Source organism: Anseongella ginsenosidimutans (assembly GCF_008033235.1).
Taxonomy (GTDB): Bacteria; Bacteroidota; Bacteroidia; order Sphingobacteriales; family Sphingobacteriaceae; genus Anseongella; species Anseongella ginsenosidimutans.
Genome location: NZ_CP042432.1, coordinates 2,772,294 through 2,795,424, shown reverse-complemented (window position 1 = coordinate 2,795,424; position 23,131 = coordinate 2,772,294). Strand labels below are relative to the sequence as shown.

The following is a 23,131-nucleotide window of genomic DNA, read 5'->3' as shown; positions in this document are numbered from 1 at the left end:
TCGCGGGAAGCTTTCAGGCGATTCCAGGCCCGGGATGGCCTTCCCGCCCGGAAGTTCCAACTTTATTTGAACAATTAGGGAAAGAGTCTTAATTTTGAAAGGTTTTGAACTACCTTGAGTTACTAAATCCTTCGCAGCGGTCAGCAGTTGAAAGTACCGAAGGGCCAATGATGATTGTGGCAGGTGCCGGTTCCGGCAAAACGAGGGTGATTACCTACCGTATTGCCCATTTATTGCAAAAAGGAGTCGATGCTTTTCGCATTCTCGCGCTTACCTTTACCAATAAAGCGGCGAAGGAAATGCGGGAACGTGTGACCTCGGTTACCGGCGATGAAGCCCGCAACCTGTGGATGGGAACGTTCCATTCCATTTTCGCGCGCATACTCCGTTCAGAAGCCGAGCTGATCGGCTACCCGGCCAATTTCACCATTTATGACACGGACGACAGTAAAAGCCTGATCAAGGCTATTCTCAAAGAGCTGATGCTCGATGATAAGCTGTACAATCCCAATTTTGTCTATTCCCGGATCTCTTCGGCCAAGAACAATCTGATCTCCGCCAAGGAATATATGGAAAGCAGCCAGATACAGGCCGACGATATTTCTTCCGGCCGCGAACGCATGGGTGAGATCTATCAAACGTATGTAAAGCGCTGTTATAAAGCCGGGGCCATGGATTTTGACGACCTGCTGTTCAAAACCAATGTGCTTTTCAGGGATCACCCCGAAGCCCTGCACAAATACCAGCATAAGTTCCGCTATATCATGGTGGACGAGTACCAGGACACCAATTTCTCCCAGTATCTTATTGTCAAGCGCCTGGCGGCCGTACACCAGAATATCTGCGTAGTGGGTGACGATGCCCAAAGTATCTATGCTTTCCGGGGAGCCAATATCCAGAACATACTGAACTTCGAAAAGGATTACCCCGACCTGAAAGTTTTCAAACTCGAACAGAATTACCGCTCCACCAAGAATATCGTTAACGCGGCCAATAGCATCATTGCCAATAACCGCGACCAGCTGGAAAAAGTCATCTTTTCCGAAAATGAAGCAGGCGAGAAAATAAAGGTCATCCGCACACACAGCGATAACGAAGAGGGAAAGACGGTTGCCGCATCTATTATGGCGGAACAGGCTTCCCGGGGAATGAACTATAATGATTTTGCTATTCTCTACCGTACCAATGCCCAGTCAAGGGCTATGGAAGAGGCACTGAGGAAACTCAATATACCTTATAAGATCTACGGCGGGCTTTCCTTTTACCAGCGAAAAGAGATCCGTGACCTTATTTCTTATTTCCGGCTCACGGTAAATCACAATGACGAGCAGGCGCTGAAACGCATTATTAATTACCCGGTCCGGGGCATTGGCAAAACCAGTATGGATAAGCTGGTGTTGGCTGCCGATGAACAGGATAAATCCCTGTGGGAAGTGGTGGAAAACAGCAAGCAATATATCGGCGGGCGTTCCGGCGAGGCTATCCAGAATTTCGCGATCATGATCAAGAGCTTCGCCGCCATGCTGAAAAATCAACATGCTTACGAAGTAGCGCATCATATTGCCAGCCAGTCGGGCCTGCTGAAAGACCTGTACAATGATAAATCCATAGAAGGGCTGAGCCGCTATGAGAATATACAGGAACTCCTCAACGGTATTAAGGAATTCAGCGAAAGAGAAGATATTGAAGATAAAAGCCTTACCCAGTACCTTCAGGACATTGCCCTGTTAACGGGCGATGATAAGGTGGAGGAAAAGGAAGGCGACAGCGACACGGTTTCCCTGATGACCATCCATGCCGCCAAGGGGCTCGAATTTCCGCATGTATATGTGGTGGGAATGGAAGAGAACCTGTTCCCATCCCAGCTTTCCCTCAATTCCCGCACCGATCTGGAAGAGGAACGCCGGCTTTTTTATGTGGCGGCGACAAGGGCGGAAAAAAAACTTACGCTCACCTACGCCACTACCCGTTATCGCTGGGGATCGCTCATTCACTGCGAGCAGAGCCGCTTCATTGATGAAGTTGATCCAAAGTACCTTGAACTGGATATAGGGTCGCCGGCAGCTGCTCCGGATAATACCTTCTTCGACGATGAACGGAAGGCATGGAACAATTCCCCCGGCAGCGCGGGCGCTGGTGAGCGCCTTTCATTTTCCCGGCCAAAGCCCAAAGCAAACAATACGCCTGCCAAACCTGTTCCTGCAACGAAGCATGTGCCCACAGCTAACTTCACCGCGGACGATCCGGCCGCTATCCGGGAAGGAATGGAAGTGGAACATGAAAAGTTCGGCTTCGGGACGATCGTTAAACTGGAAGGCCGCCTCCCCGATTCAAAGGCAACAGTTTTATTTAAAGATGCTGGACAAAAGCAACTTTTACTTAAATTCGCAAAACTCCGGATCGTAAAAAATAACGATCCCATATTATAACAAGCATGGAAAAATTTACCGGGCCCTTTGAATATAATTCAACCAGGCCCCATTTGAAACTAGCGGAATACGGGCGAAATGTGCAGAACATGGTAGATTTTGTCATGAGCCTGCCCAGCAAAGAGGAACGCAACCTATACGCCCAGGCCGTGATCGAGCTTATGGGCCAGCTAAACCCTCACCTCCGCGACGTATCGGATTTCACGCACAAGCTTTGGGACCATCTCTTTATTATCTCTGATTTCCAGCTGGATGTGGACTCCCCCTACCCTGTCCCATCAAGAGAAAGCATCAACAATAAACCGGAAAGACTTACTTACCCTTCCGGTCGTATTAAGTTCAGGCATTACGGGAAAACGGTCGAAATGATGATCGAAAAAGCAAAAGCCATCGACGATCCCGAGCGGAAAAGCATGTACGTAAACCAGCTTGCCAATTTCATGAAACTCGCCTACATCACCTGGAACAAGGATTCAGTGAATGACGAGACCATTAAGAGCGACCTGAGCATTCTCTCCGGTGGCGAGCTGGAACTGGAAGAAGGCGTCAACCTGAGCAAGGTCGACCCCCGCACCACCCGCGGCAACCTCCGGGACAAAGCCTCCGCCAAATCGCATCAAAGCAATACCGGCGGCGGCAAAAAACGATATAACCAAAACGGCGGAAAACGATATTAAAAAAAGGCAACGCCTTTTTTTAGTTGGAATTGTTGCTTCGCAACAGTTTAAGGTTTAAGGTTCAAAGTTGTCAATTCTAAAACCTTGAACGTTGAACTTTAAACTCTTCGCAACGGTTTAAAGTTCAAAGTTGTCAATTTTAAAACTTTGAACTTTAAACTTTGAACTTTGAACTTTAGAATAATGGATTCTTTTGAGATTATTGGCGGAAAGCCGTTGAAAGGGGAAATTATCCCGCAGGGTGCTAAGAACGAAGCCTTGCAGGTGATATCGGCAGTCTTGTTGAGTGAAGAAAAGATCACTATTGAGAATGTTCCGGATATAAAGGACGTCAACAATCTCATTAATCTGCTGGAAGACCTTGGCGTAGCCGTTCAGCGGCACGGAAAAGGCAGTTTTGCTTTCCAGGCGAAAACCATTGACCTGGACTACCTGCGGTCAGAAGAATTCAAAAGAAAAGGCGCTGCCCTCCGCGGCTCAATCATGATCGTGGGGCCGCTGCTGGCGCGTTTCGGGAAAGCCTGGATACCTAAACCCGGGGGCGATAAAATAGGGCGAAGAAGGCTCGACACCCACTTTATCGGACTACAAAAATTAGGGGCCCGCTTTGATTACGACGCTTCGGAAAGCTTTTTCAGCCTTTCGGCAACGGAGCTGAAGGGTACTTATATGCTGCTTGACGAAGCCTCCGTAACAGGCACGGCCAATATCGTTATGGCGGCCGTACTCGCTAAAGGAGTTACCACTATCTATAACGCCGCCTGCGAACCATATATCCAGCAGCTTTGCCGTATGCTGACCTCAATGGGCGCCATTATCAACGGAATTGGTTCCAATATGCTCAGTATTGAAGGCGTTGATAAACTGGGGGGCGCCTCTCACCGCATGCTTCCGGATATGATTGAGATTGGCAGCTTTATCGGGCTGGCGGCCATGACCCGTTCGGAAATTACCATTAAAGACGTGCATTATCCTGAACTGGGACAGATACCAGGCGTGTTCAGGAAGCTCGGCATTCACTTTGAATTGCGCGGAGACGACATCTACATTCCCTCCCGGGACAGCTACGAGATAGAAACTTTTATTGACGGTTCCATCCTTACCATTGCGGACGCTCCCTGGCCCGGCTTCACCCCGGACTTGTTGAGCATTGTGCTGGTTGTTGCCACGCAGGCCAGCGGCAGTGTGCTGATCCATCAGAAGATGTTTGAAAGCCGCCTGTTTTTCGTGGATAAGCTTATTGATATGGGTGCCAGGATCATTCTTTGCGATCCGCATCGCGCCAATGTCATTGGCCTGGGACGAAAATATCCCCTGAAAGGCATTGAAATGACTTCCCCCGATATCCGGGCGGGCGTTTCCCTGCTTATTGCCGCTCTTTCAGCCGAAGGAAAAAGTATTATCCGGAACGTTTCACAGATTGACAGGGGTTACCAGGACATAGAACAGCGCCTGCAGGCCCTCGGAGCGGAAATCAAAAGAGTTTAAGCCGCGAGCGCTGCCGGTACTGGTTCTTACTGCAAATCCTGAAACAGGTGAAAATTCCGGGAAAAGATGCGAATCCTATAATAGTGAAAATTCCTGGAACAGAATGGCTTGATCAACCTTCTTTGGCTTCGAGGAAGCCTTTTTCGCGCAGCCAGTCCTCGTTGAACATCTTTCCCATGTAACGGGAGCCGTGGTCATGGAAAAGCGCTACGACAACGTCTTCAGGCCCGAGCAGGCCTTTTAGCCGGCGGAGGCCGGCGATGACTGCGCCCGAAGAATTTCCGACGAAAATCCCTTCTTTAATGGCAATTTCGCGGGTCATCAGGGCGGCGTCCTTGTCATCGACCTTTTCAAAAAGGTCGATGACATCGAAATCAACGCATTTGGGAAGAAAGTCTTCGCCAATTCCCTCCGTGATATAAGGATAGATCTCCTCTTTATCAAAAATACCCGTTTCCTTGTATTTCTTAAAAACGGACCCATAGGTATCAATGCCCCAGATCTTCACCGCCGGATTTTTTTCCTTCAGGAAGCGGCCTACCCCGCTGATCGTGCCCCCGGTGCCTACACCGGCGATAAAATGGGTGACCTTGCCGCCAGTTTGCTCCCATATTTCGGGGCCGGTTTGCTCGTAATGTGCAATGAGGTTGGACACATTGTCATATTGGTTTGCTTTCCAGCTGCCGGGGATCTCCTTTTCAAGCTGAAAAGATTTGGAATAATAAGAGCGGGGATCTTCGGGTTCCACATCGGTGGGGCAAACGATCACTTCGGCGCCGAATGCCTTCAGGGCATCGATCTTTTCCTTAGACTGTTTGTCGGTGGTCGTAAAAATACATTTATAGCCTTTTACGGCCGCTGCAATGGCAAGCCCCATCCCGGTATTGCCGGAAGTACCTTCAATAATAGTTCCTCCAGGTTTCAGCTTGCCCGCTTTTTCGGCATCCTCGATCATTTTCAGGGCCATGCGGTCCTTGATCGAATTTCCGGGATTGAACGTTTCTATCTTAGCCAGTACCAGGGCCGGAATATCTTCCGCCAGACGGTTTATTTTGACCAGCGGCGTATTACCAATGGTACCCAGAATGTTCGCATGATAATCCATGAGCAAAAATTACGCGGCCTTCAGCTTTCTGATCTCTGCTGATCGCTCGAATTTCTCCCGGGCATACTCCAGGGTAATGTGCAGGCGCTTCACATCCGACAAGGAAGGAAGTTCAAACATGGCGTCCATCAGAATAGCTTCGCAAATGGAACGCAGCCCCCTTGCTCCCAGCTTGAATTCTATCGCTTTATCCACTACAAATTCAAGCACTTCACGGTCAATTTCCAGGTCGATACCTTCGTATTCGAACAGCTTTTTGTATTGCTTGATCAGGGAATTTTTAGGCTCGGTAAGAATGCAAAGCAGGGTTTCCTTATCGAGCGGGGAAAGGTACGTTAGAACCGGCATACGACCAATCAGCTCGGGAATAAGCCCGAAGCTTTTAAGGTCTACGGGCGTAATATACTGAAGTAGGTTCTCATCGTCTATCTTAAAATGCTCTCTCGCCGCTGAATAACCAATCGCATGTTTATTCAACCGCTTAGCGATCTTCCTGTCTATGCCGTCAAAGGCGCCGCCGCAAATAAAGAGTATATTTTGCGTATTCACGCTGATCATCTTCTGGTCAGGATGCTTGCGGCCTCCCTGGGGCGGTACATTAACCGTGGTTCCTTCAAGGATCTTCAGCAGCGCTTGCTGCACGCCTTCGCCGGAAACGTCACGGGTAATGGAAGGATTATCGCTCTTGCGCGCTATTTTATCAACCTCGTCGATGTAGACGATCCCTCTTTCTGCAGCAGCAACGTCGTAATCAGCCGCCTGCAGCAAGCGTGAAAGGATACTTTCCACGTCCTCTCCCACGTAACCGGCTTCAGTCAATACGGTGGCATCGCAAATGCAAAAAGGCACCTGGAGGATCCTGGCTACCGTCCGGGCCAGCAGAGTTTTCCCTGTGCCCGTTTCGCCCACCATGAGGATGTTTGATTTCTCAATCTCCACCTCTTCTTTTTCCTGGTTCTGGTTCAGGCGCTTGTAATGGTTGTAAATGGCCACGGACATGACGCGTTTGGCATCGTCCTGGCCAATTACGTACTGATCCAGGTGGTTTTTGATGTCAATGGGTTTAATGCCATTGAGGTCGAAGGAATTTGGTTTTTTCTTTTTACCCGGGGCGTTGTTAAACTCCTCGGTCAAAATCTGGTAACCCTGGGTAATGCATCGATCACAGATATGTCCATTCAACCCGGCTATCAACATCATCACGTCCTGCTTGCGGGCATCGCAAAAAGAACACCGGACATCTTTGTTGGTCTTACTCATTCTATAAAGCTAACAAAAAAAATCTACTCAGGTTTTGAGGAAAGCAGTACTTCGTCTATCATTCCGAATTCCCTGGCGTCCTCGGCCTTCATCCAGAAGTCACGGTCCGAACTTTCCCAAACCTTTTCATAGGTTTGTTTTGAATGCTGGGCAATAATTTTGTAGAGCTCTTCTTTTAATGTTCCAATTTCCCGGGCCGTGATCTCAATGTCTGAGGCCTGCCCTTCGGCGGCGCCCATTGGCTGATGGATCATTACCCTGGCATGCTTGAGGGCTGCGCGCTTGCCTTCAGCACCTGCGCAAAGCAATACGGCCGCCATAGAGGCAGCCATTCCCGTGCAAATGGTAGCTACGTCCGGCTGAATGTACTGCATGGTGTCGTAGATCCCAAGGCCGGCATATACGGAGCCACCCGGACTGTTAAGGTAAACCTGGATATCACGCCTTGCATCCGTTGACTGCAGGAAAAGCAGCTGGGCCTGGATGATATTTGCAGTCATATCGTAAATGGGGTCGCCAAGAAAAATAATGCGGTCCATCATAAGGCGCGAGAACACGTCCATTTGGGCCACGTTCAGCTGGCGTTCTTCGATAATATAAGGTGTAATGTTGCCCGGGAGGAGCTTGTCTTCAACTCTTGAAATAAACTTGTCTACATGGATGCTGCTGATGCGGCGATGTTTCACAGCATATTTCCGGAATTCGTCCTTGTTGATCATAAATTTCCTTGTTAATTTTCCTCTGTAGAACAGGCTCGGGTGAAAAAAGTTTATCCCCCGATCTAAACTATTACTTCAATTCCAGGAAATCCTTGTAACTGATCTCCTTCTCGTTGAGTTTAACCTGCGATTTAACCTGCTCAAACACCGTCTTTGAGCGGATCTCTTCGTAAAGCTGATTGGCACGCTCGCGATCCTGGAGAAAGTTCACGGCATACTCGCTCAATTGTTCATCGGTGAGCGGCATATTTGCGCTGTACATTCTGAACTGGGCCGCAATCTTTTCTTTTGCCAGCGCAATGATGTCTTCCGATTTCACTTCCACTCCACTTTCCTTCAGGATCTTATTTTCCAGCAGGGTTAGCCGCAGGTTCTTGGCAAAATCGGGATATTCTTTTTCAATCTGTTCGTCGGGAATATTTTCATTGGTAGCCTTCAGCCAGCGCTGCAGGAAGTCATCGGGAAGCTCGATTTTGAACTTCTCGAGCGCATGCGCATAAATATCGGACTGCAGCTTATTGTCAGCGTGGGACCCCATCACATCTTCCACTTCCTTCGCCACCTTTTCCCGCATTTCTTCTTCCGTGCTGACATCCCCTTCCGGGAAAACCTTTTTAAAGAACTCCTCGTTCAGTTCAGCCTCTTCCATGCGGTTGATGCCCTTCACTTTCAGGCGGAATTCCGACTTTAGGTCTTTAGCAATATCTTCTTCAATGTTCAGCAGGTGCGAAATTTTATGAGAAGCATCCTCTTTGAAGGCTTTATGGAGATCAATATCAACTTCATCCCCTTCTTTCAAGCCTGTCAGCGATTTAAGAATCTTCTTGTCTTCCACCAGCTCAAGCCGCAGCGTTCCCGGCGCTTCTATCCCTTCTTCCATCACCGTCTTGTCCGTTGCCAGCTGGGTAAACACTCCGTTGATCACATCTCCTTCGGCGCTTTCTTCCGGGTTGCTGACCTTACCGTAACCCCTGCGAAGATTTTTGATGCGGTTATTCACCGTTTCTTCGTCGGCCTTTACGCGGTACAGCGTGAATTTATCTTTGTCTGAAAATTTAGCATCAAAATCAGGCGCCAGCCCCAGTTCGTAGGAAAAATCGAAGGCTTCCCCGAAATCCCACTTGAACTCTTTATCGTCTGCTGCTTTTGGGAGAGGCTGTCCCAGTATCTCCAGCTTATTTTCAGAAATATAGTTGTTCAGGGAATCCGAAAGCAGGTTATTGATCTCTTCCAGCAGGATACTTTTCCCGTAAAGTTTCTTAATATGGCCCTTAGGCACCATTCCCGGGCGAAAACCTGGTATGCGCACTTTCTTCGAATAGGACTTTATGGCTTTTTCCACTTGCTCCCTGTAATCCTCGGCTTCAATATTGATCGTTACAAGGGCGTTCAGTTCTCCGGTCTTTTCCTGGGTAATATTCATCTTTTTTATCAAGTATCTTTAGCGGCATCGCTCACGGCCATTGGCCGGTTGTGCGGGCGGAGGGACTCGAACCCCCATGCCTTGCGGCGCCAGATCCTAAGTCTGGTACGTCTACCAATTTCGCCACGCCCGCATACCTTAAACTTCAACGGAAAACCTCGGCCGAAGTTTTCCGTTGAATGGGGTGCAAATATAGTTTATTTCCAGATTTAATAAAATACTGTGTAAAGAATCGCCAACAGGATGATCACTCCTATGGCCGCCGCGTTGAATACCCGGTCCGTTTTAAAGAATCCTTTATGGAATTCAACTACTTTACCGGTATTATCTTCCGGGCGGACAAGGGAAATAATGACGGTCAATGCGGACAGGATCAAAAAGCATAACCCCATCTGGTTCATAAAGGGCATGGACGGGAAGAGTACTTTGTCCACCAGGATAGAAAGCGGCAGCAGTACAACAGCTACTGTAAGCGCAGCCCGGGTGGTGGTTTTCTTCCAGAAGAGCCCGAAGAGGAAGATAGAAAGGATACCGGGACTCACATATCCCGTGAATTTCTGAATGAACTGGAACCCGCCCGATCCCAGCTGCGCTACCTGCGGAGCAAGCAGTATACCAATAATGAAGGCAACCGCAGCCGTTATACGGCCTACCTTTACTAATTGCCGCTCCGAAGCGTTTTTTCTGAAAACATCCTTGTAAATATCCATGGTAAAGATCGTTGAGACGCTGTTCACCATTGCGCTCAAAGAGGAAGCGGCAGCCGCTACCAGGGCCGCCAGGGCAATTCCTTTTAAGCCGGTGGGAACAAATTTGTCAAACAGGATCGGGTAGGCTTCATCCATATTGCTTATTTCGATATCCATAGCAAATACGATGATCCCGGGTATTACCACAATTAACGGGAGCAGCATTTTCAGGTAGGAAGCAAACGCCAGCCCCCGCTGGGCCTGCTGCAGGCTCTTGGCGCCCAGGGAACCTTGGATAATATATTGGTTACAGCCCCAGTAATACAAATTAGCGATCCACATTCCCCCGATAAGCACGGCTAGCCCCGGCAAATCATTGTAAGCATCGCTTCCGTCAGGTTTTATTACCTCTCCTCTATTAAGGATCATATTGAATTTTTCCGGGGCCAGATCATACAATTTCGTGAGGCCGGCGATCAAACCATTTCCGTCACCCACGTAATCCAGCGCTATCCAGGCCGTGATGAGGCCGCCTGAAACCAGGATGACCACCTGCACCACATCCGTCCACGCTACCGCCTGGAAGCCGCCAAACAAGCTATAGATGGCCGCAAACAGCGCCAGCCCGATGATCGCCGTCATCAGGTTGATCTGGAAAATCGTACTGATTGCCAGGCCAGCCAGGTAAAGTACAGAAGTCAGGTTCACGAAAACAAACAGCAGCACCCAGAAAATGGCCAGGCTGGTCTTCACCCGCTTATCAAAACGGTTCTCCAGGAACTGGGGCATCGTATAAATTCCCCGCTTCAGGTAAATAGGAAGGAAATATTTGGCAACTACCAGGAGGGTAAGCGCCGCCATCCACTCATAACTGGCGATCGCCAGACCAATCGAATAACCGCTTCCAGACATGCCGATAAACTGCTCGGCGGAAATATTCGCTGCGATCAGGGCCGAACCGATGGCCCACCAGGGGAGGTTCTTACCAGCCAGGAAGTAATCGCTGGAATCGGTCTGGTGCCCTCTTTTTTTCCGGGAAACATATAGCCCCATGACTATAATAGCCAGGCAGTATAAAGCGAATAAAGTAAGGTCAAGGTTAGAGAAATTCATCTGATCTATGGTTTGTTAAGTATAAAAATCGCCGCCAAGGTAAGAAAGCTTCTTCTTTTTTTTATAATCATTTCGCTGCCGGATCGCTATTTTCTTTCAAGCTTCTCGTCCAGCGCTATCTCTTCTCCTTTTTTAAGCCGGAGCGTGACTTCCCGTCCGCCGCTGGCAACAATATAATCCCCGCTTTGATCCGCCCTGACTTTTGCGCCTGTCAACCTGCTCTGTTCCCAGTTGATGGAAACGGTGAGGCCGCCTCTTGCACGGAGCCCGCTGACGCTCCCTTCCTGCCAGGCCTTTGGGAGGGCCGGCAGCAGCTCTACCTTGCCCAGATGGGATTGCAGCAGCATTTCGGCAATCCCCGCGGTTCCCCCGAAATTTCCATCTATCTGGAAAGGCGGGTGCGTATCGAAGAGGTTGCTGAGGGTGGATTTTTCGAATAATTTTTGAAGATGGAAATGTGCCGCTTCGCCATCGAGCAACCGGGCATAAATATTGATCATCCAGGCCCTGCTCCAGCCGGTATGCCCTCCCCCGTTCTTCAGGCGGAATTCCAGCGTTTTCCGTACCCCTTCGAAAAGTTCCGGTGTTTCGGGGCTTATCTGGGTGCCGGGATGCAGGCCAAATACATGCGACATATGACGGTGGCCCGGCTCCGCTTCCTTATATTCTTTGATCCATTCCAGAATGCGGCCGTCGCTTCCGGTTTTTGTTTCCGGGATACGCGCCAGGATGCCCTTCCACTTCTGCACCAGGCCCTTATCCTCCTTCAGCACGTTAGCCGCCTTAATGCAGGATTGCAGAAACTCCCGGATGATCTGGTTATCCATCGTAGGTGCGTAGGTGAGGTATTCCTCTTTTCCGGTTATCGGGTGAATAAAGCGGTTTTCGGGAGAATAGGCCGGAGCGGTTACCAGCATGCCTTTCGGTCCCTCCACCAGGTAATCTTCAAGGAACGCCGCATGTTCTTTCATGATCGGATAGGCCTTTTCACGCAGAAAAGATTCATCCTTCCCATACAGGTAATGATCCCAGAAATGCAGGCACATCCAGCCGGTTGCCATAGGAAAAGTCCCCCACCATACTGAATTCTGAAGGCCGGTTTTCCCAAACGCATCAGTACAGTGATGCATTACCCAGCCGTCCGCCCCGTACATCTCCCGGGCGGTCGCCCTTCCCGGCAGGCGTAATTTATCCATGAACGCAAAAAGCGGCGCGGTAGTTTCAGAAAGATTCCCAACTTCGGCCGGCCAGTAATTCATTTGCAGGTTAATGTTCGTATGGAAATCGCTTTGCCAGGGAGCGTTCAGGTGTGGGTTCCAGATGCCCTGCAGGTTGGAGGGCAACAATCCGGGCGCCCGGGAACTCCCCAGCAGCAGGTATCTCCCATATTGGAAATAAAGTTCCGTCAGGTGCTGGTCTTCGGCCCCCTTTTTTACGTTCTCCAGCCGCAGGTCAGTAGGAATGTCCGCCTTCACCGTGCCCGAACCTTCATTTTCTTTACTTTCCGCTCCCAGGTGAAATGACACCCGATTCATAAAGCCGGTATGATCGCTTACATGCGCCGCTTTAATGGCCACGTATTTTTTTCTGACCAACCGGTCCAGGTCCTTATCGCAGGCTGCTACCGGATCCTTTTCCGGATCAAGGCTGAGATTTTCAAAATCATAATTGGTAGCTCCTGTAATATATAACATCGCCTCGCTTGCGCCGCGCAGCACCAGCTCACCTTCTCCGGCCAGCAACTCCCCGTCCTTATTCATCACGCGCAAAAGACCGGCGAATTTCATGTGCGCCCCGCCGGGCCCGCGCTCGCCGGCCTCATCCACCACCTGGCCCCGGAGCAATAAACCATTGGTTCCCCTCGTGGTCACCCTGCAATCTTTCAGGGAATCCTTCCGGTCATCATCCCAGCGTGTAAAACGGAAGGTAGCATTGAGCTTTCCGGGCTCGGAAGCAGTTAACCGGATCATCAGGACATCATCCGGAGCGGAGGCAAATACCTCTTCGGTAAAAATTACGCCATCCAGCTCATAACTCGTAACGGCTATTCCCTTCACCAGGTCCAGCGACCTTTTGTAATGCTGCGGCCGGCTGCCATTTTCCCGGCCGAAATCAATATGCAGGTCCATCAATGACTGATAGGAGCGAAAACTCCTGGCAATGCTGTCGGAACCTTCCTCCCTCACCGCTACCATATTTTCCTGGGCAATAGCGCTGGCTTCCGCATTTTTATCCGCGAAAAGCAATTTTCTGACGGTATCCAGCACTTCCAGCGCGTTTGGATTGTTATCATTGAACCGATTTCCCGCCCAAAGGGACTCCTCGTTGATCTGGATACGTTCTGTGTTAACTCCGCCGAAAACCATTGCTCCCAATCTTCCGTTGCCCACCGGAAGCGCTTCTACCCATTCCGATGCAGGTTGCCGGTACCAAAGCTCAAGACCAGCCGGTTCCGGGCTACGTGATCCGGATCTGTGTAATTCAGGCGCAGCTGACTGCTGCGAAAAAGCGGTCAGGACACAAAAGAAAAGCGCCGCCGTGAAGTATAATTTCATATGGGAAATAAGGTTACGAAAAGGCAATTTAGGAATTATATCTCAATCTCAATATGCACTTTTTGCGTAACCGGGAAGGCCACGCAGGTAAGTACAAGGCCCCGCTCCAGATCGGCGCTGGTGAGAACTTCATTCACCGCCATTTTCACTTCTCCCTGACTACATCGGGCGGTGCAGGTTGCACAAACACCAGCTTTGCAGCTATAGGGCAGGTTCAGCCCCGCCTGCAGTGCGGCCTCCAGCACTGTCTGCCCCCTGCTTAGCTGCAGCCGGTGTGCTTCACCGGAAACATCCAGGAACACCTCTTTAGGGTAGGGCCCCTCCGGGAACGTGAAGCGGGGTGGCACCGGCTCGTTCACGACGAAATTCTCCTTGCGCAGCTGCTCATCCCGGAAGCCGGCTACCCGCAGTGTGATCTGCACCATGCGCATATAAGTAAAAGGGCCGCAGATAAAAAAAAGCGCCTCGCTTCTTTCGAAATGAAGATGCTTTTCCACCAGCCGTTCAAGAAGCAGGTTATTCAGATGGCCGTGGATCACGTTAACAGCCACACGATGCGGCTGGCTCAGGATATGAATGTAATGAAACTGCTGAGAATAGTCCCGGGAAAGCGCGTCAATTTCCTTTCGGAAAATGGTGCTTTCTTCATTATAATTGCTGTAGACAAGGGTTATTTTAAGGTCAGGGCGGCTTGTGAGCAGCATTTTCAGGATGGAGAAAACGGGAACGATGCCGCTGCCCGCAGCGAGCAGGAATACATCCGCCGGGCCGCTGAACGAGTCCGGAAATGTAAAACGCCCTGCAGGTGAAAGCGCTTTCAGGCAGTCTCCTGGTTTCAGCCGGCTAAGCAGGTAACGGGAAAATTCCCCGTTCTCCATTTGTTTCACCGTAATGCGCAAACCGGCGTCAATGCCGGGCGAGGAACTTAACGAGTAGGATCTCCTGACTTCCTTTCCGTGCCGCTCAAAAATAAGGGTTAAAAACTGGCCGGCCCTATAACGAACCGGAGAGCCATCCTCCTGTTCAAGAACGAATGTAGCTGCGTCCGGAGTTTCCCGGATGATTTGCCTGATGCGCAGTATTAGGTATCCCTTCATCAGGACAAACATAAGAAACCCTCAAGAATATCCTTGACCGGATACCAGGGGCCTGGCGGAAAAAGTTAAACCCCGAACGGGTAGGTATCGCTGATCCTTTCTTTAGCGGGTAACTTATTCTCCTGCTTCACCCTTTAGCGCTTCGGCTTCGGCCAGGTGATGCCTGAGGGTCGGCAGGCTTTCTTCTGCCAGGCCGCTGAGGTCGGGGTCTTCACCTGATTCCGCCTCTTCCTCAAACAATGCAATGGTTTTCTCGTGACTGCTCACCATTTCTTCCGCATAAGCTTTGTCAAAGGCAGCCCCGCTAAGAGTGGATAATGTTTCCAGCTTGCTTGCTTTGTCTTCCGGCAGCGATGCAGGCAATTCGATATTCTTGTCGGCAGCTATGCCCTTTAGTTTTTCATTTACCGAAGTGTGGTCTTTTATCATCATCTCCGCAAAATCTTTCACGGCCTGGCTTTCCCCGTTCTCCTTTGCGAGTTCAGCAGCCTCCACTTCGAACATTCCTCCCGCAGCAGCCTTTTTGGCGAAACCGGCGTCTTTTTTACCGGAGGTATCAGCTGCGGGCGCAGTAAAAGCATAGGCGCTACCGCATAGCAGCAGCGACAGGATAGGAAGCATCCAGGTTTTCTTGTACGTTTTCATGACTTTTAGAATTTGGTTACAATAATTGCTTAGGTGAAACCAAATTAATGCCGGTTCTGCGGAGACGTTTGTGCGCGCCGCGTTTTCCGGTAGAAGAAAGTGGCTCCCAGGCAAATGCTCCCCATCAGCGCCATAGCCCAGGGGCCACCAATGATCCCCGCCAGAGACCCTGCCAGCAGGCTTCCGAGAGGCATGGTACCCTGAAGGCAGACGGTATAAAAACTCATGACCCTTCCGCGCTTATCGTCGTCTGTATAAAGTTGAAGAAGCGTATTGGTAGACGCGGTATGCAGCATCTGCGATAAGCCGGCAATGGCGATGAACAACAGGGAAAACACGAGCATTCCTGAGAAGGCAAAACAAACGATGCTAATCCCCAGCAGGATACCGGTACTCGATATTATGCGGATCATCGTACCTGCGCTTCTGCTGTTGGTCAGGTAAAGAGCGCCTGTAATAGCGCCCACTCCCGCGGCGCTCATCAGGTAACCCAGGGTTTGGGCATCCCCGTGCAGAATATCCTGTGCAAAAACCGGCGCCAGGGTACGCAGGGACGCGTTGGCGAAGCTGATAACCGCCAGCAGTAATAACAAATTGCGCATGCCCTGCCGGGAAGCAATATAGCGGACCCCTTCCCGCAAGCGGCTGAACACATCTTCTTTCGAAACCGAATAGTAAACGCTGGTAGAAACGCGCATCAGCAGCAGGGATATCATTACCGCACCATAACTAATGCCGTTGATCAGGAAGCACCAGCCTTCCCCGGCTGCGCTGATAAGCATACCGGCCACGGAAGGGCCCACCAGGCGCGAAAGATTAAAGGTAGTGGAATTGAGCGCAATGGCGCTGGCCAGCGCCTTCTTGTTCCGGTCAACCATTTCCACCACGAATGCCTGCCGGATAGGGATCTCAAAGGCATTGATCACTCCAAGACAGAGGCTCAGGACCATGATATGCCAGATGTTCACCATTCCGGCAAGTGTAAGTATGCCCAACAAGATCGCCTGCAGCATCCCAAAGCCTTCGATATAGATCAAGGCCTTGTGTTTGTTCCAGCGATCTGCATACACGCCCGCCAGGGGCGCAAGCAGCAGGATGGGGATCTGTTCGCAGAATGCCACCATGCCCAGCAGGAATTCCGAACCAGTAAGCTGGTAGGCCAGCCACATCATGGCCAGTCGCTGTATCCAGGTTCCGGTGAGCGACAATACCTGCCCGGCCATAAAAAGACGGTAATTCCGGTGGAATAGAGCCTTTTGCCTGTAAAAATAAAGCCGGAAATTACGAGTGATCTTTCTTGCCGTCATGCGGGGATGGCCTTGTGCCTGGATTTATAACATTAGCGTCCCGCAGAAGTTTTAGCCGCCCGGCAGGCCCGGGCACCCTCCCTGACGCGAGCCTTCTAATGCGGGGCAGCCAGGTATTTTCTCAGGATGGGTGGGACCTGCCGGCGAATAAGCGCTTCGCGCCACTCCCATTTACCCGCTCCTTCCGCAACGGTTAAGAAGTGAAGCTCTTTCGCCTCTTTAAAAGCTACCGGAACGCCGTCCGCATAAAGAATACGGTTGCCGGCATGGCCTGGTATTCTCCTTCCCGAAAACAGGATACCGGTCAGGTTAAGGGGATCCGCTGCGCTAACGGCCACCAGCGTATTGCTCAAAGGCGTTTTTTTGCTTTTCCGGAGCAGCACAATGGCTTCCGGGAGGGCGAACTGCTCGCCCCAGAATCCTTCTACGAAACGGCCTCCCCTGATCTGGCCGCGTGCTTCCAGGGTGCGGAACACGCGCACCAGCTCCCTCCAGGGAAGGGCAAGGTTTTCCCGCTCCACCAGTTTCCGGAAGATCACGCCGTACCGCCGGAGCAAGGCCCAGGCAATCGTTTCCGCCCGCGTTTTACTGTCGCCGGCCGCTGCCGCCGGATCCCGCAGCAGGGACCAGCGGCCGGCATAACTCATTGAAAAGACTTCCGTTTTGCGCCTCCGGCCGCTTTCCGTTTTATATTTATCCGGCACAAGCAAGGCCCTTAACCCGGTAAATGAGTCGGAACTAACCAGGCCCGCCGAGATCAATTCGCCAAGGGCTTCTTCACCCTGGGAAGGAAAAAGGCCAGCCTGGCTGATAATATCTTCAAAAAAGGAAGCCCCGCGCTTTTGCAGGATTTCCAGTACCTGGATTCCTTTGGCCGAAAGCCGTTCCCCCGCTGTTAAAACGGCGCCGGTTCCGCCTCCTGCAGCCGTTGCCTGCCGCCATGCATTCAGGTTACCCCGTTCGGCAAAAGCAATGGGCGTGTTCCTGACCGGACTGCTGGTTTTCTTGTCAACAGCAGGCGGCGAATAACGAAATCGGCCCCAGGTAATCTTCCCTGCCATACAAAGCATATCCAGCCACTGATGATCGTATGAAGGCAGCCGGGCAGGCAAAATATCGCTTTCCCAAGCAATAGCAGGCGCTTCAAATCCCTCCAGCTTTTGAAAAGCATGTTCGAGCGAAACGGGCCCTTCCGGCTGGCTTCCCGCCACTACCTGGTGCCAGTCAAGCAGGAAGCGCATATAGCAGGCAGCCGAAACCGGCTGGATCTCGCTGCGCAGCCGTTTGATCGTATACCGGTGTATCCGCGACAGCAATCGCCGTTCACACCATTCCTGTTCGGCGCCGCCGGTAAAATTGCCCCTGAAAACAAATCCTTCGTTCTCAAGTGCATACAGCGCCTGGTTAATGTTATTTTCAGGCAGTCTGAGCAGGCCGGCGAGACACACTGAACTTACAGGCCCCATGATCTCCAGCCTTCCCCGTATAAGTTCTGTGAGCGGGTCCTTTCCGGGTGAAATTCCTTCCCTTAGTTTTTCCGGCAAGTCCGGTTCCTCTTCGAACCTTTTCCCCGGATATAATTTCCGCAGCTGCGGCAGGCGTTCAGCCGCCAGCCAGAGGCGGTAATCTTCGTCCAGCGGCAGCATGGCAACGCGCCCGGCCCCGGCAAGTTCCCGGAAATAGGATTCCCAGTCATTTTCCTTTCCTTCGGCGGAAGTGATAAAGCCCGAAAGCAATAAGGCGTCGTGCAATTCATCAGCATTCATCACCTCCGGCCACGCTTCTTTTCGTACCGCTTCAATGGCCGCAGGATCAAGCTTACCGGTTTCAGCCGCTTCGGGAACGGACAGCCAGCGCCGGTTTTTCACGGCAAGGGTGCGGCGTTCTTCCAGGGGGGCGTCATCCAGGAACGCATAAACCCGGGCATTCAGTATTTCATGGGCCAGTACCGACGGTTCCTTCAGGTCTTTTGCAACCATCTGCACTTCCTTTTGCTGTATTTTCCGGAGCAGGCTTTCCAGTCCTTCAATATCCATTGCTTCATACAGGCAATCATGAATGGTCTGTTTTACCAACGGATGATCAGGCACTTCCCGGTCGCCGGCAATATTTTCAAGACAGGCCAGCTGATCGGGAAAGACCTGGGCAATGAGGTCTTCCGACTGCATACGCTGCAGCTGTGCCGGAACTTTTTTACTGCCCCTCCTCCGGATCACTGCAAGCGCCCTGGATGCGTTCCAACGCCAGCGCACTCCAAAGAGAGGTGCATCAAGGAAAGCCTGAATAAGTACTTCCCTGACGGTTTCCGGATGCAGGTACGAGAATACTTCTTCTAATGGAAAACTGTGGGTAGGCCCCAGTGACAAGATAATGGCGTTATCATTGGCCGCAGCCTGCAGTTCGAAATTGAACTTTCGGCAAAACCGCTTTCTGAGGGCGAGCCCCCAGGCTTTATTCATCCGGCTGCCGAAAGGTGAATGAATGACCAGGTGCATATCGCCCGCCTCGTCAAAAAAGCGTTCCATTACGATCGTATCCTGCGAAGGCATGGTATTCAGTGCTGCTTTTGCGAGCGCCAGATAATCCGCAAACTGTTCCGCTGCCTCCGGCGCGATCCCCTTTTCCTTCACCAGCCAGTCTGCTGCGTCCCCACGTTCCAGCCTCGCGGCTACTTCTTCCCGCAGCCGGGAAACCGCAGAGGAAAGTTCATTGGTCCTTCCAGGGGCTTCACCCAGCCAGAAAGGAATATTGGGCGGCTGCCCTGCCGCATCCGCCACCCGCACGCGGCCGTTTTCGATCCGGAGGATCTTCCAGGAATTATTGCCCAGCTGAAAGATATCGCCCGGAATGCTTTCTATGGCAAAATCTTCATTCAGCGTACCTAAATAAACATTTTCCGGCTCCAGGACCACATCGTACTCGAAGTTGTCGGGTATAGCGCCTCCGCAGATCATGGCGGTTAAACGCGCGCCTTTCCGGCCGCTGAGCCGCCCGTTGATCCTGTCGTGAAAAAGGTATGCCCCGCGCCTGCCGCTTCTCCCCGAAAATCCCTCCGAGAGCATTTGCAGCACACCATCGAATTCCTGGCGGGAAAGATGACGATAGGGCCAGGCCTTTTTGAAAAGGCCGAATAGTTCTTCTTCCCCGTATTCACGGCAAGCTGCTTCCGCGACAATTTGCTGAGCCAGCACGTCCAGGGGTTTCTCCGGCATGATGATCTTATCCAGCTCTCCCCTTCTGACGGCATCCAGAATGGCGATGCCATCCGCCAGTTCATCCAGGGTGAGCGGGAAAAGAATACCTTTCGGGGTTTTATGGACGCTGTGCCCTGACCGCCCTACTCTTTGCAGGAAAGCCGAAATGGAGCGGGGCGAACCTATCTGGCATACCAGGTCAATGGAACCTACGTCTATTCCGAGTTCCATGGAAGCCGTAGCCACCAGCGCCTTCAGCGAACCGGACTTTAGTTTTTGTTCCGCATCAAAACGCTGCTCTTTAGACATACTGCCGTGGTGGGCAAGGACGTGACCCGGACCAAGGCGTTCATTCAGGTTATGCGACAGGCGTTCTGCCAAACGCCGGGTATTTACAAAAATAAGCGTGGTTTGGTGAGTGTTGATAAGCGCGATCAGCTTATCGTAAATTTCAGACCAGACTTCATTGGCCATCACCGCGGTGAGCGGCGACCCGGGTACTTCAATGGAAAGATCCAGCTTCCGCGAATGACCTGCATCTACGATCCGGCATTCGGCCGCGGCCTGCCGCCCGCTTCCACCACCAGTTCCGACGAGAAAGCGCGCTACTTCCTCAATGGGCTTTTGCGTGGCAGAAAGGCCTATCCGGTGGAGTTTTCGCTGCAGGAGCCCCTCCAGGCGTTCTACCGACAGCGACAGATGCGCCCCCCTTTTATCCCCGACCACCGCATGAATTTCATCAATAATAAGGGTGTGGGCGGTGCCCAGCATTTCCCTTCCCCGCACGCTGGTAAGCAACAGGTAAAGTGATTCAGGAGTGGTTACCAGGATATGCGGGGGACGTTTCAGCATAGCTGCCCGCTCCGCAGCGGAGGTATCGCCCGTCCGGACAGCCACCTCTATGGGCGGGGCGGGAAGGCCCGCCTTTTCCAGCTCCATCCGGATCCCGGCCAGCGGGACCTGCAGGTTTCGCTCGATGTCATTACTCAGGGCTTTGAGCGGGGAAACATATATTACCTGGATGCCGGGCTCCAGTTTACCCTCGGCCCCCTGTCTAACCAGGTCGTCAATTGCGGAAAGAAAAGCGGCCAATGTTTTACCGGACCCGGTGGGAGCCGCAATAAGCGTACTTTCCCCTGACCCGATCGCCCGCCAGGCCTGAAGCTGCACCGGTGTCGCGATTTGAAAAGCCTTTTCAAACCAGGCAGCTACTGTTTTATGGAACAACTGAAGCGACATTTACCTTTCTTATCTCCCTCGCTAAAATTCCTTGTAAAAATACGGCTTTTCGCTGCAAACTGAGCAATTGAACAACCGCAACGTTATGCCGCTACGAAGCCGCCGCAGGCAATTTAAGGGAAAGCCGCTGTTTAAGACCTGCTTCCCATTCGCTTTTAAGAATGCTTAATATAATACTGTCCCGCCTGCTTCCGTCCTGCCGTGGCCCGTGGCTCCTCAGAATACCTTCCACGGTGCAACCAATGCTTTTCATCGCTGCTATGCTCCGCGCATTCAGGCTGTCGGCCCTGAATTCAACCCGTTCTATCTTCATGGTCTCAAAAGCAAATTCCAGCAGTAAAAACTTGCAATGTTTGTTCAGCCCCGTACCCTGGAACTGCTTTCCATACCAGGTGTACCCCACCTGCAGCGAGCTGTTGATAAACTGTATATCATAAAAACGGGTGGAGCCGGCATAACTGTCCGAACGCTTGTCAAAAACAATAAAGGGATAATCCCGGTGCGCCCTCCTGCCCTGCAGCGCCCTGTGAATGTAATTTTTCAGCCCTTCTTTGCCTTTCACCGCGATCATGGAATATTTCCATAAATCCGGTTCTTCCAGCGCAAACTTCACCAGGTGGGCATCATCTGAGGCAGCCAGCGGCCGGAGCAGCGCAACATCGTTCTCCAGCCGGTGATCCTTATCAAAATCAAAAATGTTCATGCAACATTATTACCCGGAAACCAACGCGGCGCCGGTATTTTTATGAACAAAAAGACAAAAGAAATAGTTTCCTTCTCCGGCGGGATCTCAGGCGCGAACTCAGCCGCCATCTCAGCAGGAACAGTTCCCACGGGCAAACCTGTCCCGGGTAATCCTTAGCAGTTGCGAAGCATATATTTTATCATCCGCCGTGCAAATGTAAAAACTGAGCCAGCCGGAATCTTTAAATAAATGATGAGGCTGTACTCTTCCAGTCTTCATTAACTGCGCTTTAAGTTCCTTGCCGCATCGCAGGTCGAGCAGGCCGTTACCGTGCAGGTGACCGATTTCCCTGCCATGATAATTGAACTGCACCCCGCCGTACCTGTGAAGGCTGGCGCTGATACCTTCCCATGCTAAAACCTCAGCTTCAATTTCATCCAGCCAGTCCAGGAGGCGAGGTTTTGCTACAAAAGTGGAAAGTTTCAGCAGGCTGTCAAAATAATGGGCGAATAAAGGAATGGATTTGAGGAAGCCCAGCCGCCTGACCACAAAAGAAAATTTCATTGTTTTTCGCTTAATTGCCGGACATGTTCCATTACCCGCAAATGCACATTCCTGGTGATGCTGCGGGCCCATAAATCAAAATACCAGGAAGGAAAAATATATAAGCGGTACCAGCTTTTACCGGTCAGCGTAGTGCTGCCATCCCCGTTATCCTTTAACAGGAACTGCCCCCGCAGAATATCGATATGCCCCATGATCTCCGGGTCGCGGGGCTGACCGGTAATATCAAACGTAAGGTCATGCCCCGGTTCAAATACCACGATCTTTTCGTCGAAGACATAGCCGTTGCTGAAAATGCATTTTCTTCCGGCTCCTTTATAATAGCCTTCCACGGTGGCTTCCACGGGGCTGGGCATGCCTAATTTAAACAGCCAGAATTCATTTTCCTTCTCTATTTTTTCAAAAGCCACGATGTTTTTCCAGACTTCCTCCGGGGAAGCCTTAATGGTTATTTCGTCAGATACCAGGTTCTCATAATGATGGTCCGAAAAAAGGTCTGCAATAAAGACCAGGAACAGCAATGAAAACACACAGATGTTCAATGTGGTATCATTCTTTCTGAACATCCGCCTTCCAGCAAAAGCTCCGCTGATAACAAAGCCGAAAATAAGCGGGGATACGATCAGCAGGCAAATAACACCCTCGCCAAGGAACAGGAAACTTAACAGGATGGCGATTGCCCCATTTAAAACCGAATACCCGATCAGGGCCCTGGTCTTCATGCCGAGGTTTCTCCAGCACCAGGCGCTGACGATTCCCATGAACAAAGGAAGCAGGATAAACGCAGAAAAGATCAGCACCCAGTGTTCCAGTACCGGGATCTTTTTACTCAGCCCCATGATCGCAAGGGCAATAATATTGGCGGAAATAAGCCCTCCGGAAACAGATTCGTACTTCTTTTTCATATTTAATGGTTTGCTTCAGGTAAAAAATATTCGTGCT

At 51.2% G+C, this 23,131-nt stretch carries 15 protein-coding genes, 1 tRNA gene and 1 pseudogene; 3 read left to right on the top strand and 14 right to left on the bottom strand.

Annotated elements, in window-relative coordinates; genetic code table 11:
- The first annotated feature begins 104 nt into the window (after positions 1-104).
- The 3 genes from FRZ59_RS11435 to murA all read left to right on the top strand — a co-directional run bounded on the left by FRZ59_RS11435 (position 105) and on the right by murA (position 4,594).
- Positions 105-2,429 carry an ATP-dependent helicase gene (locus tag FRZ59_RS11435; protein ID WP_132129072.1) on the top strand — a complete coding sequence of 775 codons (2,325 nt, stop codon included), beginning with the start codon at positions 105-107 and terminating at the stop codon, positions 2,427-2,429.
- A gap of 5 nt (positions 2,430-2,434) precedes the next feature.
- Complete coding sequence (locus tag FRZ59_RS11430) at positions 2,435-3,106, top strand: DUF4290 domain-containing protein (protein ID WP_132129071.1); 672 nt, start codon at positions 2,435-2,437, stop codon at positions 3,104-3,106.
- 183 nt (positions 3,107-3,289) lie between these two features.
- Positions 3,290-4,594, top strand: a complete 1,305-nt coding sequence (gene murA, locus FRZ59_RS11425; protein WP_132129070.1) for a UDP-N-acetylglucosamine 1-carboxyvinyltransferase — start codon at positions 3,290-3,292, stop codon at positions 4,592-4,594.
- A 127-nt stretch (positions 4,595-4,721) separates the two neighbouring features.
- Here murA and FRZ59_RS11420 read toward each other — a convergent pair.
- The 14 genes and pseudogenes from FRZ59_RS11420 to FRZ59_RS11355 form a co-directional block, all read right to left on the bottom strand.
- Positions 4,722-5,699: pseudogene (locus tag FRZ59_RS11420) on the bottom strand (PLP-dependent cysteine synthase family protein); the annotation flags it as partial.
- A gap of 9 nt (positions 5,700-5,708) precedes the next feature.
- Complete coding sequence (gene clpX / locus FRZ59_RS11415) at positions 5,709-6,959, bottom strand: ATP-dependent Clp protease ATP-binding subunit ClpX (protein WP_132129068.1); 1,251 nt, start codon at positions 6,957-6,959, stop codon at positions 5,709-5,711.
- 23 nt (positions 6,960-6,982) lie between these two features.
- Positions 6,983-7,678 carry an ATP-dependent Clp endopeptidase proteolytic subunit ClpP gene (clpP, locus tag FRZ59_RS11410; RefSeq protein WP_132129067.1) on the bottom strand — a complete coding sequence of 232 codons (696 nt, stop codon included), beginning with the start codon at positions 7,676-7,678 and terminating at the stop codon, positions 6,983-6,985.
- A gap of 70 nt (positions 7,679-7,748) precedes the next feature.
- Positions 7,749-9,101, bottom strand: a complete 1,353-nt coding sequence (gene tig, locus FRZ59_RS11405; protein WP_132129066.1) for a trigger factor — start codon at positions 9,099-9,101, stop codon at positions 7,749-7,751.
- Between the two features lie 51 nt (positions 9,102-9,152).
- Positions 9,153-9,234, bottom strand: a tRNA-Leu gene (locus FRZ59_RS11400).
- A gap of 76 nt (positions 9,235-9,310) precedes the next feature.
- Complete coding sequence (locus FRZ59_RS11395; RefSeq protein ID WP_132129065.1) at positions 9,311-10,903, bottom strand: sodium/sugar symporter; 1,593 nt, start codon at positions 10,901-10,903, stop codon at positions 9,311-9,313.
- An 86-nt stretch (positions 10,904-10,989) separates the two neighbouring features.
- Positions 10,990-13,458, bottom strand: a complete 2,469-nt coding sequence (locus tag FRZ59_RS11390; protein WP_132129064.1) for a glycoside hydrolase family 95 protein — start codon at positions 13,456-13,458, stop codon at positions 10,990-10,992.
- A 35-nt stretch (positions 13,459-13,493) separates the two neighbouring features.
- Complete coding sequence (locus FRZ59_RS11385) at positions 13,494-14,555, bottom strand: ferredoxin--NADP reductase (protein WP_158640617.1); 1,062 nt, start codon at positions 14,553-14,555, stop codon at positions 13,494-13,496.
- 114 nt (positions 14,556-14,669) lie between these two features.
- Complete coding sequence (locus FRZ59_RS11380) at positions 14,670-15,200, bottom strand: DUF4142 domain-containing protein (RefSeq protein ID WP_132129062.1); 531 nt, start codon at positions 15,198-15,200, stop codon at positions 14,670-14,672.
- Between the two features lie 44 nt (positions 15,201-15,244).
- Positions 15,245-16,507: an MFS transporter gene (locus tag FRZ59_RS11375; RefSeq protein WP_132129061.1), complete on the bottom strand. Its 1,263-nt coding sequence runs from the start codon at positions 16,505-16,507 to the stop codon at positions 15,245-15,247.
- 95 nt (positions 16,508-16,602) lie between these two features.
- A complete protein-coding gene (locus FRZ59_RS11370; protein WP_132129060.1) occupies positions 16,603-20,940 on the bottom strand; it encodes a DEAD/DEAH box helicase in 4,338 nt (1,445 codons plus the stop codon).
- 91 nt (positions 20,941-21,031) lie between these two features.
- On the bottom strand, positions 21,032-21,643 hold the full coding sequence (locus tag FRZ59_RS11365; protein WP_132129059.1) for a GNAT family N-acetyltransferase: 612 nt from the start codon (positions 21,641-21,643) through the stop codon (positions 21,032-21,034).
- Positions 21,644-21,754: 111 nt separating this feature from the next.
- On the bottom strand, positions 21,755-22,189 hold the full coding sequence (locus FRZ59_RS11360; protein ID WP_132129058.1) for a luciferase domain-containing protein: 435 nt from the start codon (positions 22,187-22,189) through the stop codon (positions 21,755-21,757).
- Positions 22,186-23,094, bottom strand: a complete 909-nt coding sequence (locus FRZ59_RS11355) for an SRPBCC family protein (RefSeq protein WP_132129057.1) — start codon at positions 23,092-23,094, stop codon at positions 22,186-22,188. Before FRZ59_RS11355 ends, FRZ59_RS11360 begins: the two co-directional genes overlap by 4 nt.
- Positions 23,095-23,131: the final 37 nt, after the last annotated feature.

Bases quoted from the DNA above. Each gene is read 5' to 3' on its own strand.
- FRZ59_RS11390 (WP_132129064.1), bottom strand. From the start codon at position 13,458: ATGAAATTATACTTCACGGCGGCGCTTTTCTTTTGTGTCCTGACCGCT.
- tig (WP_132129066.1), bottom strand. From the start codon at position 9,101: ATGAATATTACCCAGGAAAAGACCGGAGAACTGAACGCCCTTGTAACG.
- FRZ59_RS11365 (WP_132129059.1), bottom strand. From the start codon at position 21,643: ATGAACATTTTTGATTTTGATAAGGATCACCGGCTGGAGAACGATGTT.
- FRZ59_RS11430 (WP_132129071.1), top strand. From the start codon at position 2,435: ATGGAAAAATTTACCGGGCCCTTTGAATATAATTCAACCAGGCCCCAT.
- FRZ59_RS11370 (WP_132129060.1), bottom strand. From the start codon at position 20,940: ATGTCGCTTCAGTTGTTCCATAAAACAGTAGCTGCCTGGTTTGAAAAG.
- FRZ59_RS11380 (WP_132129062.1), bottom strand. From the start codon at position 15,200: ATGAAAACGTACAAGAAAACCTGGATGCTTCCTATCCTGTCGCTGCTG.
- clpX (WP_132129068.1), bottom strand. From the start codon at position 6,959: ATGAGTAAGACCAACAAAGATGTCCGGTGTTCTTTTTGCGATGCCCGC.
- FRZ59_RS11375 (WP_132129061.1), bottom strand. From the start codon at position 16,507: ATGACGGCAAGAAAGATCACTCGTAATTTCCGGCTTTATTTTTACAGG.
- FRZ59_RS11395 (WP_132129065.1), bottom strand. From the start codon at position 10,903: ATGAATTTCTCTAACCTTGACCTTACTTTATTCGCTTTATACTGCCTG.
- FRZ59_RS11360 (WP_132129058.1), bottom strand. From the start codon at position 22,189: ATGAAATTTTCTTTTGTGGTCAGGCGGCTGGGCTTCCTCAAATCCATT.
- FRZ59_RS11385 (WP_158640617.1), bottom strand. From the start codon at position 14,555: ATGAAGGGATACCTAATACTGCGCATCAGGCAAATCATCCGGGAAACT.
- FRZ59_RS11355 (WP_132129057.1), bottom strand. From the start codon at position 23,094: ATGAAAAAGAAGTACGAATCTGTTTCCGGAGGGCTTATTTCCGCCAAT.
- murA (WP_132129070.1), top strand. From the start codon at position 3,290: ATGGATTCTTTTGAGATTATTGGCGGAAAGCCGTTGAAAGGGGAAATT.
- clpP (WP_132129067.1), bottom strand. From the start codon at position 7,678: ATGATCAACAAGGACGAATTCCGGAAATATGCTGTGAAACATCGCCGC.